Here is a 16,346-nt window from a genome sequence, read left to right as displayed (position 1 = left end):
CCACCCGCGCGGCGGCGCGGCGCACCGAGTCCGGAACGCGCGTTCCGGGGTGCGTCTGCGCAGACGTCCTCGGCTCGTCGGCGACCCAGCGCAGGGGGAGGGTANGTCCTCCTCGACGAGGCCCGCGTTGTCCTTGACACTGGCCTCGACGAGGGGGATGCGCAGCACCATGGTGGCGGCGAGCTCACGGGCCGTCATGGGGCGGACGTCTTCGCTGCGGCCGGGCATGAGGTGCTCCGACAGCACGAGCAGGGCCGCTTCTTTTTCTTCGGGCGGCACGACGGATGCGACCCCGTGCACGACCGCGCACCGGTACCGCATCGAGCTGTCGAAGAGCGACCGCGCGTACTTCAGGCCCATCAGGTGGGTCACGGTGATGCAGACGGGGGTACCGGCGGCGATGCGTCGGAAGAAGTCGCTGCCGGTGGATCCGTGCAGCAGGAGGTCGTCGCCGTCTCGGGCGATGCCGATCGGCAGCGCGACCGGGCGGTCGTCGCGCACGAGGGCGATGGTGGCGGCCAGGGCGCCGTCGATCACGTCGTAGAGCGCGGCGCGGTCGGTGACCTGGTGGTGCGGAAGGCGGCGCACCCGCGTGCGCGCGGTGAGGGGAAGATCGGTCATGGTCCGAGTACATTCGCTCGCGTGGTCCATCGCATAGTCCGCTTCTCGCGCTTTCGTCTGGACCAGTGACAGACTGTCGCCGTGATCTCCCTCGGCATCCTCGATCGATCCTCCGCCGTGCCCCTGCACGAGCAACTCGCGCACGGCCTGCGCGCGGCGGTGCTCGCGGGGCGCGTCGACGGGGGCGAGGCGGTCCCCTCGACGCGGGCGCTGTCGGCCGATCTGGGGGTCGCGCGGGGGACGGTGGTCGCGGCCTACGAGATCCTCGCCGGCGAGGGGTACCTGCTCACGCGGCCCGGGGGCGGAACGGTCGTCGCCGACATCGCCGTGCGCGCGCCCGTCGCGGTCGCCGATGCGCCGGACCGCCCCGTCGTGGAGCCCGGGGTACTCGACCTGCGGCCCGGGCGCCCGGGCACGACCGGTCTCGCCGATGCCGCGTGGCGCTCCGCCTGGCGGCGGGCGAGCGCCACCGATCCCGACGCCGACGTCGCCGACCCCGCGGGCGCCATGGCGCTGCGGGCCGAGATCGCGCGGCACCTCGGGCGCACGCGCGGCGTCGACGTCTCGGCCGGCGACGTGCTGATCACGGCGGGCACCAGCGACGCGATGCTGCTGACGCTGCTCGCGCTCGCGCCGCGCGGTGACCGGCGGCGCCTGCGCGTCGGTATCGAAGACCCGGGGTACCCCCGCGTGCGCATGATCCTGCGCCGTCTGGGGATCGAGGCCGTCCCCGTGCCGGTCCGTCTCGGCTCGGGGCTCGACCTCGACGCGCTCGAGCGGCAGCGCGATCTCGACGCCGTCATCGTGACCCCGAACCATCACTACCCCCTCGGGAGTCGTCTGGATGCCGAGGACCGCGCCCGCCTGCTCGCCTGGGCCGCGCGGGACGACGTGGTCGTCGTCGAAGACGACTACGACAGCGAGTTCCCCCACGGGCGCGCACCGCTTCCGCCGCTGCACCTGCTCGATCCGGCGCGGGTCGTGCTGATCGGAAGCCTGTCGAAGGTGCTCACCCCGGCCGTGCGGTGCGGGTGGATCGTCGCGACCGGCGCGGTGGGGGAACGCATCCGCGCGGCGCGCGACGACCTCGACTCTCCCGTTTCGCTCGTGCAGCAGCACGCGCTCGCGCTGTACCTGGCCGAGGGAGCCCTCGCCCGGCACACCGCGCGGCGGCGTCGCGAGTACCGCCATCGGCGCCGCCTGCTGCTCGAGGCCTTCGCGGGTGTGCCCGGTGTCGAGCTGGCCGCCACCGACGGCGGACTGCACGCCGTGGCGCTGCTGACGGGCGGCGGAGAAGGTGCCGAGAACGCCGTGGTCTCGGAGCTGGGCGCGCGCGGCATCCGCGTCGCGCCGCTCGCGGGCTATGCGGTGGGCCATGACTCCGCCGGGTGCGCCGGTTCAGCGGCGAGCGATCCAGCCGTCGTCCCCGCGCGCTCCGAGGCGCCGGCGGGGATCGTCTTCGGATACGCCGAGCCCTCGACGGTCGCCCTCGTCGAGGCGGTCGGCGTGATGCTCACCGTTCTGCGGACGCACGCGCGCGGGGGGCGGGGCGCCGACCCGGACGCCCGGCCTCAGCCGAGCTGAGGGCTCCGCCCCCTAGGGCGCTCACCGCGGCGCGTCGTCGACCGGAGGGGCAAACCGTCGCCGAGCGCCCCCGTGTTCCTCACCCCTCCAGGATCTCGAGCGCCGCCATGGCCGCGTTCTGCCCGGCGATCCCGCTGACGGCGCCGCCGCGCTGCGCGCTCGAACCGCAGAGCAGCACGCGCGAGTGCGGGGTCGACACGCCCCACCGCGCCGCCGGCGTCGTGGCCGGCGCCGCGAGCCAGGGCCACGACAGCCCGCCGTGGAAGATGTCGCCGCCCACCATGTTCAGCGACCGCTCGAGGTCGCTCGTGGTGCGCGCCTCGATGCAGAGCCGTCCGTCGGGCGCCCGAAAGATGCAGTCGCGCAGCGGCTCGGCCAGCACCGCGTCGAGCGACTGCTGCGCCGCGGCCAGCAGGCGCGCTCCCGCGGCGACGGGATCGGTGTCGTCGATCAGGCGGTGGGGCACCTGCAGGCCGAACATCGTCAGGGTCTGTGCCCCGCTGGCCCGCAGGTCGTCGCCGAGGATCGACGGGTCGGTCAGCGAGTGGCAGTAGATCTCGACGGGAAGAGGCTCGGGGATGAGCCCCCCGGATGCCGCGACGTACGCGGCATCCAATTGGGTCATCGTCTCGTTCACGTGGAAGGTGCCCGAGAAGGCGGCCTCGGGGGTGACCGAGGAGTCGCGCAGCCGCGGCAACCGCGACAGGAGCATGTTGACCTTGACCTGCGCGCCCTCGGGCGCCTCGGCTGCGCTCGCCGGGGATCCCCCCGCGGTGAGCAGGCCGTCGAGCACGGCGCGACCGACTCCGCTCAGCACGAGCGTGCCGTGGTACACCTCGGAGCGGTCGGTCATCGTGTGCACGTCGCCGTCGGGCGAGATCGAGATCACGTCGGTGCCCGTGACGATCTCGGCGCCGGCCTCGCGCGCCGCGCGTTCGAGCTCGGCGGCGACGGCGCCCATGCCGCCCACCGGCACGTCCCAGTGCCCGGTCTCGCCGCCGATGACGTGGTACAGGAAGCAGCGGTTCTGCGCCAGCGAGGGGTCGTCCGACGAGGCGAAGGTTCCGATGAGGCCGTCGGTGAGGGCGATGCCGCGGGCGAGATCGCTGTCGAGCGAACCGCGCAGCAGGTCGCCGAGCGGACGCTCGGTTAGCGCCGTCCACAGCTCATCGTCGCCCACCCTCTCGCGCACCTCGTCGGCCGTCGGCAGGGGACCGGTCATGGTGGGGAAGATCGCGCGACCCAGCGGGGCCAGGCGCTCGCCGAACGCGGCGAACCGCTCGGCCTCCCCGGTCTCGCCGAGGGTCCGCGCGAACGAGGCGGCGGTGGCCGCGGCATCCTGGGTGTCGACGAGGATGCCACGGGTCGGGTCGTGCGGGTCGGGCGTGTACGACGAGTAGCGACGCCGACGCAGGTCGATGCGCAGCCCCAGATCGTCGATGATCTTCTGCGGCAGCAGGCTCACGAGGTACGAGTAGCGCGAGAGGCGGGCATCGACCCCGGCCCACGGGCGCTCCGACACGGCGGCACCGCCCACGGCATCCGATCGCTCGATCACCACCACGCGGCGCCCGGCGCGGGCGAGATAGGCCGCGGCGACGAGGGCGTTGTGCCCTCCTCCCACGATGACGACGTCGTACCGGCGAGTATCCGAAGCGGTCATGCCTCCACGCTAACGACGGCGACGACTTCTGCGGAGGGGGTGGCGCAGTAGCGTGGATGCCATGACTCTCGCTGCGGAACTGCTCGACATCGCCACGCGGATCGTTCGGGAGGCGGGCGAACTCGCGCACCGTCGCCGCATCGAGGGGGTGACGGTGGCCGCCACCAAGTCGGCCGCCGCCGACATCGTCACCGCCGCCGATCGCGAGGTCGAAGCCTTCATCCGCGCAGAGCTCGCGCGGGTGCGTCCCGACGACGGCTTCTTCGGCGAGGAGTCCGGCGCCGACGTGGGGACGAGCGGCATCACCTGGGTGGTCGATCCGATCGACGGCACCGTCAACTACGCCTACGGCATTCCCGCCTGGGCCGTGAGCATCGCCGCGGTCGAGGGTACCGCCGACACCGCGACGTGGACGGCGATCGCCGGCGTCGTCTTCAACCCGGTGACGGGTGAGCTGTTCCGCGCCTCGCGCGGCGGGGGAGCCTGGCTCGGCGATCAGCGTCTCTCGGTCTCGGCCCACGTGGGAGAGGCGGGCGGTCTGGTGGCCACGGGCTTCGGATACAACCCCGCGACGCACGGTCCGGCGCTGGCGCAGCTGTCGCGCGTCATGCCCATCGCGCGCGATGTGCGCCGTATCGGCGCGGCCTCGCTCGACCTGGCCTCGGTCGCCGCGGGCCGCATGGACGCCTACTACGAGCGCGGGACGCAGCCCTGGGATCACGCGGCGGGAGCCCTCCTCGTCGAGGAAGCGGGCGGGGTCGTGGGTGGCGCGCCGGGTGGTCGTCCGGGGAACGGAATGGTCATCGCCGCGGGCGCGGCGTTCTACGCGCGCCTCGAGCCGCTGCTCGATATCGAGGGGTGACGCCCGGGGCGCTCATGGCTTTCCCAGACCGCCCGAGGTAGTGTGGTTACCTGTTCGTTATTTTCCGCGACCCGAACCCGCGGAAACGGCCAAGCCCCACAGCCCGAAGCCGTCGCGCTTGCGACACGACACGAGAGCCATCGCGCGTTGCCGTCAGAAGCCTTTTCGACTGAGCCTGCCCATACTCGGCGGTCTCGTCGCCCCCTCGCTGTTCCCGCCTCCGAAGCCGCTCCCCGGCTGACCCGCGCCGAGATGCGCCGCCTCACGGTGGGTGACACCGCGCAGAGCGACGACTCGCGCAGCGAGGTCGCCGCGACGGCGATCGACGACGCGGCCCCCACCGCACAGATGTCGTCGGAGCCCGCCCCGGTCGACGCCGAGGTCGCCGCGCAGTCCGAGATGCTCGAGACCGTCGCCGCCGCCGTCATCGAGACGGTCATCGCCGCGACGATCGAGCCCACGCTCCCCGAGGTCTCGGCGCCCGATGCCGCTGCCGACGCCGACGCCCTCGAGGTCACCGTCGTCGACGAGCGCCGCACCGCCGACGCCGATGTCGCCGTCATCCTGCAGAGCGCCGACACCGACGTCGCCACCACCCCCGTGGCGCTGCCCACCTCTCCCATCACCCTGCCCGTGACGCGACGCGCGCGTCGTCGTCCGCAGGCCGCGGTCATCATCGACAGCACCCAGGCCGATGACGCATCGCCCGCCGTCGAGATGCCGGATGCCGCGTCGCCCGAGGGCCATGGCGTGCCCGCGACCCCGACGGCCACCGATGACGACTCCGCCGACGAGTTCGCCTCGGCCGCCCGTCTCTTCGCGTTCACCGGTGAGACCGCCGTTCAGCGGCCCGCGCCCGTCGCCACGGCATCCGAGCCCGTCGTCGAGGGGCTGCCCGCCGCGGCCGCCGCTCCCCGCACGCGTCGGAACGTGCGCCGCATCGCGACCGCATCGTTCTCGGTGGGCGTCATGGGCGTCGTCGGCCTGCTGACCGTGGGCATGACCATGCCGGTCAGCGCGCTCGCCTCGGCGAACGGCACCGACAGCGTCACCGCCCCCGCGACCGCCACGACGCGCCTCGCGCTCGGTGGCGACGTGCAGGGCGGCGACGCCACGGACGCGATCCAGGCGTACGTCGCTCCCGCGCAGGCGCAGGCCGCCGTGGTCGACCGTGCCGATGGATACAGCGCGACGACGTACGCCAAGATGGCGGCCGACTCGGGCATCACGAACCCCTCGAACTTCTACGTCAACGACCCGACGGCGCCCATCCAGTGGCCCTTCGCCGTCGGTGTGCCGATCACGTACGGCTTCGGCATGCGCGACGGAACCATGCACGAGGGTGCCGACTTCGTTCCCGGCGAGGGCTCGCCCGTGCAGGCGATCGCCGACGGCACCGTGCGCATCGCGACCGAGCAGGGCGGCGCCTTCGGCGTCACCGTGCTCATCGATCACGAGATCGACGGACAACTGGTCTCGAGCCGCTACGGACACATGCAGTACGGCTCGCTCCAGGTCACGCAGGGTCAGCACGTGAAGGTCGGCCAGTTCCTCGGACGCACCGGCAACACGGGTCGGTCGTTCGGTGCGCACACCCACGTCGAGATCCTGCAGAACGGCACCACGCCGATCGACCCGATCGTCTGGCTGCGTCAGCACGCCGGAGGGTGATCAATCGATTCGTGTGAGAGTGTCGCGGTCTGATATTCTCTTCTAGTTGCCCGGAGTGATCCGGGTACGCCCCGATAGCTCAGTGGCAGAGCACTTCCATGGTAAGGAAGGGGTCGTCAGTTCAATCCTGACTCGGGGCTCAAGGCATTCTCATCGTCATCGGAATGCTGTGCGGCGGGGTAGCTCAGTTGGTGAGAGCGCACGACTCATAATCGTGAGGTCGCGGGTTCAAGCCCCGCTCCCGCTACGTCAGCCCCCGGAATCGTGCGATTCTCGGGGGCTTTTTCGTGTTCGCGGGTACGGTCAACCCCGCGCAGACCCCGCATACTCACAAACGCTCTTGACCTCCATGCCGACGCGGAGGTCATTCTCGGCGACGTTCTCGACCTTCACGCCGGCGCGAGGTGATTCTCGATGCCGGGGTCGAGGCGTTTCGGAGGATTATTCCCCGCCGCCAGTAAGGGGGCGGTTGTGTGCCTGACGGCGGGGACATTCCAGACGCTACACGTCTTTGTCCCCCAAATGGGGGACAAGGCTTTCTTTTCTGAGAGAACGCAGCGATGAGCCCGTGGCAGTAACCGCCGCGCGCGACAGCGCGAATCCCCCGTCTCGCGCGGTCGGTCGAGGTGCAGGGCGAGGAACGCGCGAGCGTCAGAACGTCTTCTCGTCGCCGTCCTGACGACCCCGTGCCTCCGGCGCCCGTACTTCGGGGGAGCCCCTGTCGATGAGAGACGGGCGGGCATCGTCCGTCACTCCACCCGGAGCACTGCGGCCCTCCGTCGCGTCCTCGATCACTCGTCGAGCGACATCCGACAGCTTCTGCTGAGTGCTTCGAGCGCGTTCACGCAGCTGGTGGAAGGCGGCATCCATATCGATGTGATGAACGTGCGACAGGATCCCCTTCGCTTGTTCGATGACGATCCGACTGTCCAGCGCACGTTGCAGCTGCCGACGCGCGAGGTCGGCTTCGCGAAACGCCCTCTCGTGCAGAATGCCGATGGTGGCGATGTCCGCCAGTCCGCGAGCCGCCAACGCGTCATCGGCGCTCAACGCTGCGGCTTGATCGCCGAAGAGGTTCAGGGAGCCGATGACCTCGTCACGGAGCCTCAACGGGATCGCGTGCATCCATCGATACCCGAGTTCGCCGGCTGCGCGAGCGAACCGCGGCCACCGCTCCTGGATGCCGGCGATGTCGACGACGGTGACCGGCTCTCCCGAGTGGTACGCGTCTACGCACGGCCCCTGGTCTTCACTCAACTGCAGAAGGCTGATGAGCTGACTTCGCTCGCTGGTCGACGCCACCACCTCGAGGTTTCCGTCGGCATCCGGGATCAGGATGCCGACTCCCGCCACGTTCAGGGTCTGGGCGCACCGGGTGACCAGTCGGTGCAGAAGGTCGACGACGTCGTAGCCGCTGACCATCGTGTCGGCGAGTTCGACGAACGTATCGACCAGTTCTCTCTCTCGCGTCGTCTTCGTCATACCGGAAATGTACTTTCCTTTGCTCCGCAGTCAGACCGAAAAATCGATGTCACGTCGGATGATGGCCTCCGCGACGTCGGGAATCGACGTGCCCGTGGAAAAAGCGTGGGCGCGTATCACGACAAGCGCATCGGTCGAGGGCACCCGCAACTGTGCCATCACCATCCCCGTCGCTTGATGAATGAATCGCCCTGGCAGACCCTGCGGGCTGGGAGGAAAATTCAGTTCGGTGAGAATCCGATCGACGACGCGAACGGCAGCGACACCCGCCATCGCCCAGGCATTCTCGACCTGCCGCGTATTCAAGGCGTGCGCGGTCGTCGCATAGAGATCGACAACCCCCACATCTATTGCTCCCACCGTCATCGGGAACGCGTACATGGCTCGAATCCGGTGAGCATGAGCCGCGGTCAGAAGAGCGGACCACGCAGCGGGGTGAGCGTGCTCCACGTCAGGGAGGAGCGTCGGAACTCGCGCCGTCTTCGCCTGCCAGCCGGGCCCGAATCCCAGATCGAGCTGTGTCTGCTCGAGTTCGGTGGCGACATCGTCGCTCGCGCAGACAATGCCCAACTCGAACGGATCGCTCAGCGTCGAGATGGCCACGTGCTGGACGGGAAGAGTCGACACGAACCACATGCACAGGGACGCAGACGAGGGTGCAGACGTCGACATGATGCTCCTGACCTGGGCAAACGGCAGGACCTAGGTCTCGGGAACGCCTCGATCTCACTGTACGGCCTCCCGCCCACTCCTTTGCGTCGACTTTCTGCGAGCGGTTCGACGCGGCCCTTGATCTTTCGGAGCCGGTCGCCGTATTGTGTGCGCAGTTGTCCCCAGTCCCCGGCCGACTTTCTTTTTCGCGCGGATCGGGGCACGTCGTGGGGCATTTGTTTTATGGTTCGGCTCGCGAGCCGATATTCCTCTCAGATCTTCCGCTTGCGTATCTGCAAGTCGTCGCGGTCGCGAAACTCCGTCGACGCGAGAAATTTCTGGCCTCGTGGTGTCACCCCCGCGATACCGCGGGGGACCATTCCTCTCTCTGGTTTCACCCCTCGATACCGTTGATGTTCGTCATCGGCGCGGCGCGGGAGATCCGCCTCGATCCGGCGATACTGGACCGACTGATGGCGGACGCCGCCTCGCCGACCGGTCTCACCCTCGACCGCGTGAATCCGATCGCGACACCGACGGCCGCCCCGTTCGTCACGGCGTCATCGGGATCGCGTTGAGGTGCTCGATCAGCCGGCTGGGCGGTGCCGCCGTCGCGGGGTGGCGCGTCGAGGAGCCCGGCCATTACGTGCTCGTCATGGATGAGCGCGTTCTCGGACACGTCGTCGATACGCCCGATGGCGATTTCATCTCCTTCGACGCGACGGCGACACCGATCGGACGACACCACACGCTCGCCGGCGCCCAGGCGCGCACGGTCGAGGCGAGCGGCGCACGTCGCAGCTCCCCGGCGACGTTCTCCCGCAACCTCCTCGCCGTCGGGGGTTCGTCTCTGCTGGTGCTTCTCGCTCTCACCGGCATGGTCTTCCTGCGATGACGTCCTGCGCCCGGCCAACTCGCCCGGAGGGTGGCGCACCAGGCCGCCTCGGGTGCGCCGCGCCCTTTCGAGATAGCGCAACCCCGGTCTCGAACGCCGACGACGGGCCTAGGTTTCGGGGTATGTCCCACACCATCGAACGGCTGCACATCAGCGTTGAGGGTGTCACACATGCGCTTGCGCCCCTCGAGACGGTCGGCAATCTGAAACGGGATATCACCGAAGTCGTTCGAGCCGGGGGAGGGTTCGTCGACGTGTCCGTCGACGGAGGCCAGCGGCTCAGCATCTTCTTCAGCTCCACGACCCCGGTGACGATCTCGGCGAAGACGGTGCGGGTGGATGCCGACATCATCGACGCGACCCGTCCGACTGCGCATGTGGGCGACATCGATCCGTACGCCAGCGGCTACGTGGACCTCATCTAACGCAGCAGGCCGACCCTGGCGACGCACTTCGACCCCGGCATCCGCCGGCGGGAGACGTTCCGGCAAGACGGCGCGCCGCGTGCGGGCCGGGTCGGGATCCGCCCTGTGGTCCGTTTGCACCTCTCGCAACGTCATGTGATCTGCTCGAAGCCTGTCCATCGCAGCTCACTCCGAGAGGTCCCCCATGCGCCCGTTCCCCGTCCCGCCCCGTCAGGTCCTGATCGGCGACGCCGCGGCGTTCGTCGGCGTCACTCCCCGGGCGATCCGGCACTACCACCAGGTCGATCTGCTGCCGGAGCGTGAGCGGGGCGCCGACGGTCGCCGCCGCTACGGGTACGAAGACGTCATCCGTCTGCTCTGGATCCGGCGGATGACCGACGCCGGAATCGCCCTCGACGACATCCGCGAGGCCTTCGCCGACGCGGCGCCGGGCGGTGACGGCGGTGCCGAGGCGGTCGAGAGCGTCCTCGCGCGCCTGGACGATGCCCTTGCCGCGCAAGAAGCCGAGTTGCGGCGCAAGCGCGCTGCGGTGCAGCGGATGCGCACGCACGGCAGCCGGCGTGGGCTGCTCGACGACATCGTCTCGCGCCGCCTCGAGGGCGCTCCCGAGGGCTCGCTCCGCCAAGACGACCTCGACGTGCTGCTGGTCACCGAGCGGATCTTCGGTCCGCTCGGCGCCGCCGTTCAGGCGGGCCGTTTCGTCGCCCTGGCCTTGCACCCCGATCTGCGCGCCGAGTCCGACCGCGTCTCTGCCGCCGAGGAGGCGCTCGACGACCTGGTCGCCGTCGATGACCCCCGGGTGGCGCAGATCGCCGCCGAGCGGCACGCTTTCGAGACCGCGCTGATGCGCGTCATCGAAGAGTCCGGCCAGTTCGAGGAAGACGATGCCCTCTTCGAGGCCTGGGACGAGTCGCACCCGCCCGAGGGCGTCGACACGGTGCCCGACCCTCACCCCGCGAGGCAGGCGCGCGCGCAGAGCGCGGCCGACATCATCTGGGCGATGCCCTACGACTTCTCTCCGGCCCGCCTCCGCTGCATGGAACTGGCGGTGCGCCTCGGGTCGTCGGAGGCGACGGCCCCCTGAACGGGCGAACGCAACCGCCCCTCGCGCGTGCGCCCGACGAGCGTGCGGCCGACGCCCCGATAAAGTGAGCCGCGTGAGCGCGACGGGCGACGGCGAGGGTGCGACGGGCGAGTTCGTCCAGTCGCTGGCCCGCGGCCTCGAGGTGATCCGCACCTTCGATGCCGAGCACCCGGCCCTGACCCTCAGCGAGGTGGCCCGTCGGGCGGAGCTCACCCGTGCGGCGGCCCGACGTTTCCTGCAGACGCTCGAGACCCTCGGGTACGTGCGCGCCGACGGTCGCGTCTTCTCGCTCACCCCGCGCGTGCTGGAGCTGGGTTTCAGCTACCTCTCGGCCCTGTCGCTGCCCGCTCTCGCCCAGCCCCACCTGGAACACCTGTCTCGCGAGGTCGGTGAGAGCGTCTCGGCGGCCGTGCTCGACGGCGCCGAGATCGTCTATGTCGCCCGCGTCCCCACCCGTCGGATCATGAGCGTCGGCATCACGATCGGCACGCGGTTCCCCGCGTACGCCACCAGCATGGGGCGCGTGCTGCTGGCGGCGATCCCCGCCGAGCGTGCGGGCGAGGTCGTCGCGGCGTCGCATCCCGAGCGCCTCACCCCGCGCACCCGCACCGACGTCGACGCGATCGTCGCCGAACTCGACGCGGTGCGCACCCAGGGGTGGGCGCTCGTCGACGGCGAGCTCGAGGAGGGCTTGCGGTCGCTGGCCGCTCCGCTGCACGACCGCTCGGGAGCGGTGGTGGCGGCGGTGAACATCTCGGCGAGCGCCCGCGGCGACGCCGACGCGTGGCGCGACGCCTGCCTGCCAGCCCTGCGCGCCGCCGCCGCCGAGATCGACGCGGACATCCGACTCGTCTGACCGGGCGCCGCTGTCCCGCGGCGCGACCGAGCGCGGGTCCGGATGCCATGGATTCGTGCGAGGTGCCGTGCTCGATCGACCCTTGTCGCCCGCGCGCGGCGGGAGTACAGTGTTCGCCAGACGTACGAGTGTGCGCCAGGCGAACAACCGGAAGGTTCTCCGCATGATCGACAAGACCGTTCCCGACCTCGCAACCGCCGTGGCCGGCATCTCCGACGGTGCGACCGTGATGATCGGCGGCTTCGGTCGCGCAGGTCAACCCGTCGAACTGATCGACGCGCTCATCGCGCACGGCGCGAGCGACCTCACCGTCGTCAACAACAACGCCGGCAACGGCGACACGGGCCTGGCCGCTCTGCTCGCCGCGGGGCAGGTGCGCAAGATGATCTGCTCGTTCCCCCGCCAGAGCGATTCGTGGGTGTTCGACCGGCTCTACCGTGAGGGTGAGGTCGAGCTGGAGCTCGTGCCGCAGGGCAACCTCGCCGAGCGCATCCGCGCCGCGGGCGCCGGCATCGGCGGATTCTTCACCCCCACCGGCTTCGGCACGCAGCTGGCCGAGGGCAAAGAGACGCGGCGCATCGGCGACCGCGATTACGTGCTCGAGTACCCCATCCACGCGGATGCCGCGCTGATCAGCGCCCGCGCCGCAGACCGGTGGGGCAACCTCGTCTACCGCGAGACGGCGCGCAACTTCGGACCGATCATGGCGGCGGCCGCCGCGACGACCATCGTCCAGGTCGACGAGGTCGTCGAACTCGGCACCCTCGACCCCGAGACCGTCGTCACCCCGGGCCTCTACGTCGACCGCGTGGTCTCGGTGGGTGAGCGTCGGTGGCTCCGCGAGGGAGCTTTCGTCGGTGGCGTCGACATCGAGGGCCGGGCTCTGGCCGAAGAAGGGGCAGCACAGTGACCACCCGCATCTCCCGCACGGATCTCGCCGCGCGCGTGGCATCCGACATCCCCGAAGGCGCCGTCGTGAACCTCGGCATCGGGGCGCCCACCCTCGTGGCCGACTACCTGCCCGCGGGTCTCGAGATCGTGCTGCACACCGAGAACGGCATGCTCGGAATGGGCCCCGCGCCCGAGCGTGGACGCGTCGACCCCGACCTCATCAACGCGGGCAAGCAGCCCGTGACCGCCCTCGCGGGGGCGGCGTACTTCCACCACGCCGACTCGTTCGCGATGATGCGCGGCGGCCACCTCGACGTCTGCGTTCTCGGTGCCTTCCAGGTGTCGGCGGGGGGAGACCTCGCCAACTGGTCGACGGGTGAGCCCGGCGCGATCCCCGCGGTCGGTGGTGCGATGGATCTCGCCATCGGCGCGAAGGACGTTTTCGTCATGACCGACCTGCTCACCAAGTCCGGCGATCCCAAGCTCGTCGCCGCGTGCACCTATCCGCTCACCGGCGTGGGGTGCGTCTCGCGCGTCTACACCGACCACGGCGTCTTCGACGTCACCGCCGAGGGCTTCCGCGTACGGGAGCTCTTCGGCGACAACACGCACGCCGAGATCGAGACCCTGCTCGGTCTCACCCTCATCGAACAGGACGCCTGACATGCCCGCTTCGTTCGTCTACGACGCCGTCCGCACCCCCTTCGCGCGCCACGGCAAGGCCTTCGCCGACGTGCGCCCCGACGATCTCGCGGCGACCGTCATGGCATCCGTCGTCGAACGCACGGGGATCGACCCGGCCCGCATCGAGGACATCGTCTTCGGCGACGCGAATCAGGCGGGCGAAGACAACCGCAACGTGGCGCGCTTCGGCGCGCTGCTCGCGGGCTTCCCCTCGTCGGTGCCCGGCACGACCATCAACCGGCTGTGCGGTTCGTCTCTGGATGCCGTGATCCAGGGCTCACGGGCGATCGAGGCCGGTGATGCCGAGGTGATCCTCGCGGGCGGCGTCGAGTCGATGACCCGCGCGCCCTTCGTGGTCGAGAAGAGCCCGCGGCCCTTCCCCGCCGCGAATCAGACGATGTGGAACACCTCGATCGGCTGGCGCATGACCAACCCGCGCCTGCGCACGGACTGGACGATCTCGAACGGCGAGAGCGCCGAGAAGCTCGCCGAGATCTACGACATCTCGCGCCAGCAGCAGGACGCCTTCGCCGCCCGCAGCCACCGTCTCGCGGCGCCCGCCTGGGCCGAGGGGCGCTTCGACGACGAGATCGTGCAGGTCGAGGGTCACGCGCTCGCCCGCGACGAGGGCATCCGCGACGACTCCACCGCCGACGTGCTCGCCGGGCTCCGCCCGGCGTTCCAGAAGGACGGCACGGTGACGGCGGGCAACTCCTCGCCCATCAACGACGGCGCTTCGGCCGTGCTGTTGGGCGCGGAAGGGGCACTGGATGCCGAGCCCCTGGCGCGCATCGCGGGCCGCGCCGCGTTCGGCAACGATCCCGACGTCTTCGGCATCGCGCCCGTCGAAGCGGCCAACCGCGCGCTCGCCCGCGCGGGCCGCACGTGGGCCGACGTGACCTTCGTCGAGCTGAACGAGGCATTCGCGTCGCAGTCGCTCGCGTGCGCCAAGCTCTGGACCGAGCTCGACCCGGAGCTGCTCAACGAGACCGGCGGCGCGATCGCCATCGGGCACCCGCTCGGCGCCTCGGGCGGACGCCTCATCGCCCGCGCCGCGCACGAGCTGAAGCGCCGCGGCGGCGGTGTCGCGGTGACGGCGATCTGCATCGGCGTGGGTCAGGGCCTCGCGGTGGTGCTGGAGCGGTAGGGCTCCCGCCTCGACCGAGGTCGACGGAGGTTCAGTCCGTCAGGACTCGTCGGCCCAGCGATCCCGCGGGCGATCGTCGTCGTCGCCGCGCGGGGAACCGGGCTCGGACCACTCCATCTGAAAACCGCACTCCCGGCATTCATCGGCCCCGCCGCCCTCTTCGAGCAGCGGATGCATCGTCACGCCGCACGAGGGGCAGATCGGCTGCGCGCCCTCGTCGTAGGGGTCTCTGTAGGTCATGACCGTTCCGCTCGTCACCGTGGGTCGCGGGCATCGCCCGGCATCGAGGATCACAACCCCGTCGCCCTTCGGCTTGTTCCTTCGTCGATCGGGGTGTCGCTGGTCACCGCTACGGTCGTCTCATGGATGACCTCCCCGCCGCGCGACTCGGCCTCGGTCTCGCCGCCGTCGGCCGCCCGGCCTACATCACCACCGGGCGCGACGACGACCTGGGCGACCCGGACGACCGCTCCGTCGAGGCCCTGCAGCAGCGCGTGCACGCGCTGCTCGACGAGGCGTGGTCCCTCGGCATCCGCGTCGTCGATGCGGCGCGGTCGTACGGCTACGCCGAGCGGTTCCTCGGCGCGTGGCTCGCGCGGCATCCCGAGCGGCGTGCCGAGCTCACCCTCGGATCGAAGTGGGGCTACGCCTACGTCGGCGGGTGGCGAATGGATGCCGCCGTGCACGAGCGCAAAGAGCACTCGGTCGCGATGTTCGACCGGCAGTGGCCCGAGACCCTCGAGGCACTGGGATCGGCCCCCGATCTGTACCTCGTCCACTCCGTGACGCCCGAGAGCCCGGCGCTGAGCGACGCCGTCCTGCTCGGCCGACTGCGCGGGCTGGCGGGCAGCGGCGTGCGCGTGGGGCTGTCGACGAGCGGTCCGCATCAGTCACGCGTCGTCGATGCGGCCAGGGATCTGCCCGATTCGCCGTTCTCGGCCGTGCAGGCCACGTGGAACCTGTTCGAGCAGTCGGCGGCTCCCGGCCTCGCGCGCGCCCACGATGCGGGATGGACCGTGGTGGTGAAGGAGGCCCTGGCCAACGGCGAGCTCGCGACGACTCCCGCCGACCCCGACCGCGTGGCGGCGGCATCCGGAGTCTCTCCCGATGCCTTCGCGCTCGGCGTGGCACGGGCACAGCCGTGGGCCGACATCGTGCTGAGCGGGGCGAGCACGCCGGAGCAGCTCCGCCGCGGCGTCGCCGCGCGCCCGGTCGTTATCGACGAGGCCACGCGCCGAAGATGGGCGGTCGAGCCCGACGAGTACTGGCGACGCCGGTCGGAGCGCCCCTGGCGCTGATCACGGCGTGCTCCGGTCGCTCCCCGGGGCGTCGGACGGCGAGGGCGCGGCGCGGCGCGGGTCGTGCGCGGCGGAGGGCCGGGCTCAGTCGGCGTCGACGATCATGTTGGTGATGCGGGCCGTGGCGACGAGCCGATCGTCGTCGTCGGTCACGCGGATGTCGTACGTCGCGACCCGACGACCCCGGTGTGCGGGCGTGGCGACCGCGTGGAGGGAACCTGACCGCACCCCGCGGTGATGCGTGATGTTCAGGTCGACGCCGACGCACACCTTGCCCAGGGTGCTTGCGTGGATCATCGCGGCCCACGAGCCGACGGCCTCGGCCAGGGCGGCGGTGGCGCCCCCGTGCAGACGCCCGAGTGATTGGGTGTTGCCGCGGACGGGCATGTCGGCCGCCACCCGTTCCGCCGACTGCGCGGTGATCGTGATGCCGAGGCGCTCGTCGAGCGCGCCGGGGACGATGGTCCAGGGGGTCATCGTTGTCTCCTTCCGCGTCGCCCTTGCTCGGGTCGCGCACCTCTGACACTATTAC

General features: G+C 70.7%; 18 protein-coding genes and 2 tRNA genes. 14 read left to right on the top strand and 6 right to left on the bottom strand.

The window, feature by feature from the left end; translation table 11 throughout:
- Positions 1–105: 105 nt before the first annotated feature.
- Positions 106–621: pyridoxamine 5'-phosphate oxidase family protein (locus IFU19_RS16490; protein ID WP_207301772.1), on the bottom strand; the 516-nt coding region annotated here is incomplete at its 3' end.
- Positions 622–702: 81 nt separating this feature from the next.
- Here IFU19_RS16490 and pdxR point away from each other — a divergent pair.
- A complete protein-coding gene (pdxR, locus tag IFU19_RS13455; RefSeq protein WP_192014367.1) occupies positions 703–2,205 on the top strand; it encodes a MocR-like pyridoxine biosynthesis transcription factor PdxR in 1,503 nt (500 codons plus the stop codon).
- A 79-nt stretch (positions 2,206–2,284) separates the two neighbouring features.
- On the opposite strand, the gene IFU19_RS13450 is transcribed toward pdxR, so the two are convergent.
- Complete coding sequence (locus tag IFU19_RS13450) at positions 2,285–3,868, bottom strand: phytoene desaturase family protein (RefSeq protein WP_192014365.1); 1,584 nt, start codon at positions 3,866–3,868, stop codon at positions 2,285–2,287.
- Between the two features lie 61 nt (positions 3,869–3,929).
- Here IFU19_RS13450 and IFU19_RS13445 point away from each other — a divergent pair, with 61 nt between their 5' ends.
- The 4 genes from IFU19_RS13445 to IFU19_RS13430 all read left to right on the top strand — a co-directional run bounded on the left by IFU19_RS13445 (position 3,930) and on the right by IFU19_RS13430 (position 6,648).
- Positions 3,930–4,730 (top strand): inositol monophosphatase family protein, encoded by an 801-nt coding sequence (locus IFU19_RS13445; RefSeq protein ID WP_055838988.1) that lies wholly within the window; start codon positions 3,930–3,932, stop codon positions 4,728–4,730.
- Positions 4,731–4,982: 252 nt separating this feature from the next.
- Complete coding sequence (locus IFU19_RS13440) at positions 4,983–6,401, top strand: M23 family metallopeptidase (RefSeq protein ID WP_070409374.1); 1,419 nt, start codon at positions 4,983–4,985, stop codon at positions 6,399–6,401.
- Positions 6,402–6,469: 68 nt separating this feature from the next.
- A tRNA-Thr gene (locus tag IFU19_RS13435) sits at positions 6,470–6,541 on the top strand.
- Between the two features lie 33 nt (positions 6,542–6,574).
- Positions 6,575–6,648: transfer RNA gene (locus IFU19_RS13430), tRNA-Met, on the top strand.
- A 404-nt stretch (positions 6,649–7,052) separates the two neighbouring features.
- Here IFU19_RS13430 and IFU19_RS13425 read toward each other — a convergent pair.
- Both IFU19_RS13425 and IFU19_RS17075 read right to left on the bottom strand, forming a co-directional pair.
- Positions 7,053–7,883: a GAF and ANTAR domain-containing protein gene (locus tag IFU19_RS13425; protein ID WP_192014363.1), complete on the bottom strand. Its 831-nt coding sequence runs from the start codon at positions 7,881–7,883 to the stop codon at positions 7,053–7,055.
- Between the two features lie 30 nt (positions 7,884–7,913).
- Positions 7,914–8,486, bottom strand: a complete 573-nt coding sequence (locus tag IFU19_RS17075; RefSeq protein WP_192014361.1) for a GAF and ANTAR domain-containing protein — start codon at positions 8,484–8,486, stop codon at positions 7,914–7,916.
- Positions 8,487–8,761: 275 nt separating this feature from the next.
- On the opposite strand from IFU19_RS17075, the gene IFU19_RS13415 reads away from it, so the two are divergent.
- From IFU19_RS13415 to IFU19_RS13380, 8 genes are all read left to right on the top strand, one after another.
- Positions 8,762–9,112, top strand: a complete 351-nt coding sequence (locus IFU19_RS13415; RefSeq protein WP_156784890.1) for a DUF7882 family protein — start codon at positions 8,762–8,764, stop codon at positions 9,110–9,112.
- 77 nt (positions 9,113–9,189) lie between these two features.
- Positions 9,190–9,429: a hypothetical protein gene (locus IFU19_RS13410; protein WP_156784891.1), complete on the top strand. Its 240-nt coding sequence runs from the start codon at positions 9,190–9,192 to the stop codon at positions 9,427–9,429.
- A 122-nt stretch (positions 9,430–9,551) separates the two neighbouring features.
- On the top strand, positions 9,552–9,854 hold the full coding sequence (locus IFU19_RS13405) for a hypothetical protein (RefSeq protein ID WP_055838980.1): 303 nt from the start codon (positions 9,552–9,554) through the stop codon (positions 9,852–9,854).
- Positions 9,855–10,038: 184 nt separating this feature from the next.
- Positions 10,039–10,938, top strand: a complete 900-nt coding sequence (locus IFU19_RS13400) for a helix-turn-helix domain-containing protein (RefSeq protein ID WP_192014359.1) — start codon at positions 10,039–10,041, stop codon at positions 10,936–10,938.
- 73 nt (positions 10,939–11,011) lie between these two features.
- Positions 11,012–11,794 carry an IclR family transcriptional regulator domain-containing protein gene (locus tag IFU19_RS13395; protein ID WP_192014357.1) on the top strand — a complete coding sequence of 261 codons (783 nt, stop codon included), beginning with the start codon at positions 11,012–11,014 and terminating at the stop codon, positions 11,792–11,794.
- Positions 11,795–11,957: 163 nt separating this feature from the next.
- A complete protein-coding gene (locus IFU19_RS13390) occupies positions 11,958–12,704 on the top strand; it encodes a 3-oxoacid CoA-transferase subunit A (RefSeq protein ID WP_055939438.1) in 747 nt (248 codons plus the stop codon).
- Positions 12,701–13,348, top strand: coding sequence for a 3-oxoacid CoA-transferase subunit B (locus IFU19_RS13385; protein ID WP_070409381.1), 648 nt, complete (start codon positions 12,701–12,703; stop codon positions 13,346–13,348). Before IFU19_RS13390 ends, IFU19_RS13385 begins: the two co-directional genes overlap by 4 nt.
- A 1-nt stretch (position 13,349) precedes the next feature.
- Positions 13,350–14,516 (top strand): thiolase family protein, encoded by a 1,167-nt coding sequence (locus IFU19_RS13380; RefSeq protein WP_192014355.1) that lies wholly within the window; start codon positions 13,350–13,352, stop codon positions 14,514–14,516.
- Between the two features lie 39 nt (positions 14,517–14,555).
- Here IFU19_RS13380 and IFU19_RS13375 read toward each other — a convergent pair whose 3' ends face one another.
- Positions 14,556–14,756, bottom strand: coding sequence for a zf-TFIIB domain-containing protein (locus tag IFU19_RS13375; RefSeq protein WP_192014353.1), 201 nt, complete (start codon positions 14,754–14,756; stop codon positions 14,556–14,558).
- Positions 14,757–14,878: 122 nt separating this feature from the next.
- Between IFU19_RS13375 and IFU19_RS13370 the strand changes: the two genes are divergently transcribed.
- Complete coding sequence (locus tag IFU19_RS13370; protein WP_192014351.1) at positions 14,879–15,814, top strand: aldo/keto reductase; 936 nt, start codon at positions 14,879–14,881, stop codon at positions 15,812–15,814.
- Positions 15,815–15,898: 84 nt separating this feature from the next.
- On the opposite strand, the gene IFU19_RS13365 is transcribed toward IFU19_RS13370, so the two are convergent.
- Positions 15,899–16,291 (bottom strand): PaaI family thioesterase, encoded by a 393-nt coding sequence (locus IFU19_RS13365; protein WP_070409384.1) that lies wholly within the window; start codon positions 16,289–16,291, stop codon positions 15,899–15,901.
- Positions 16,292–16,346: the final 55 nt, after the last annotated feature.

The sequence above is a fragment of the Microbacterium sp. CFBP 8794 genome, assembly GCF_014841235.1.
Taxonomy (GTDB): domain Bacteria; phylum Actinomycetota; class Actinomycetes; order Actinomycetales; family Microbacteriaceae; genus Microbacterium.
This window is presented reverse-complemented; position numbering and strand designations above follow the sequence as displayed.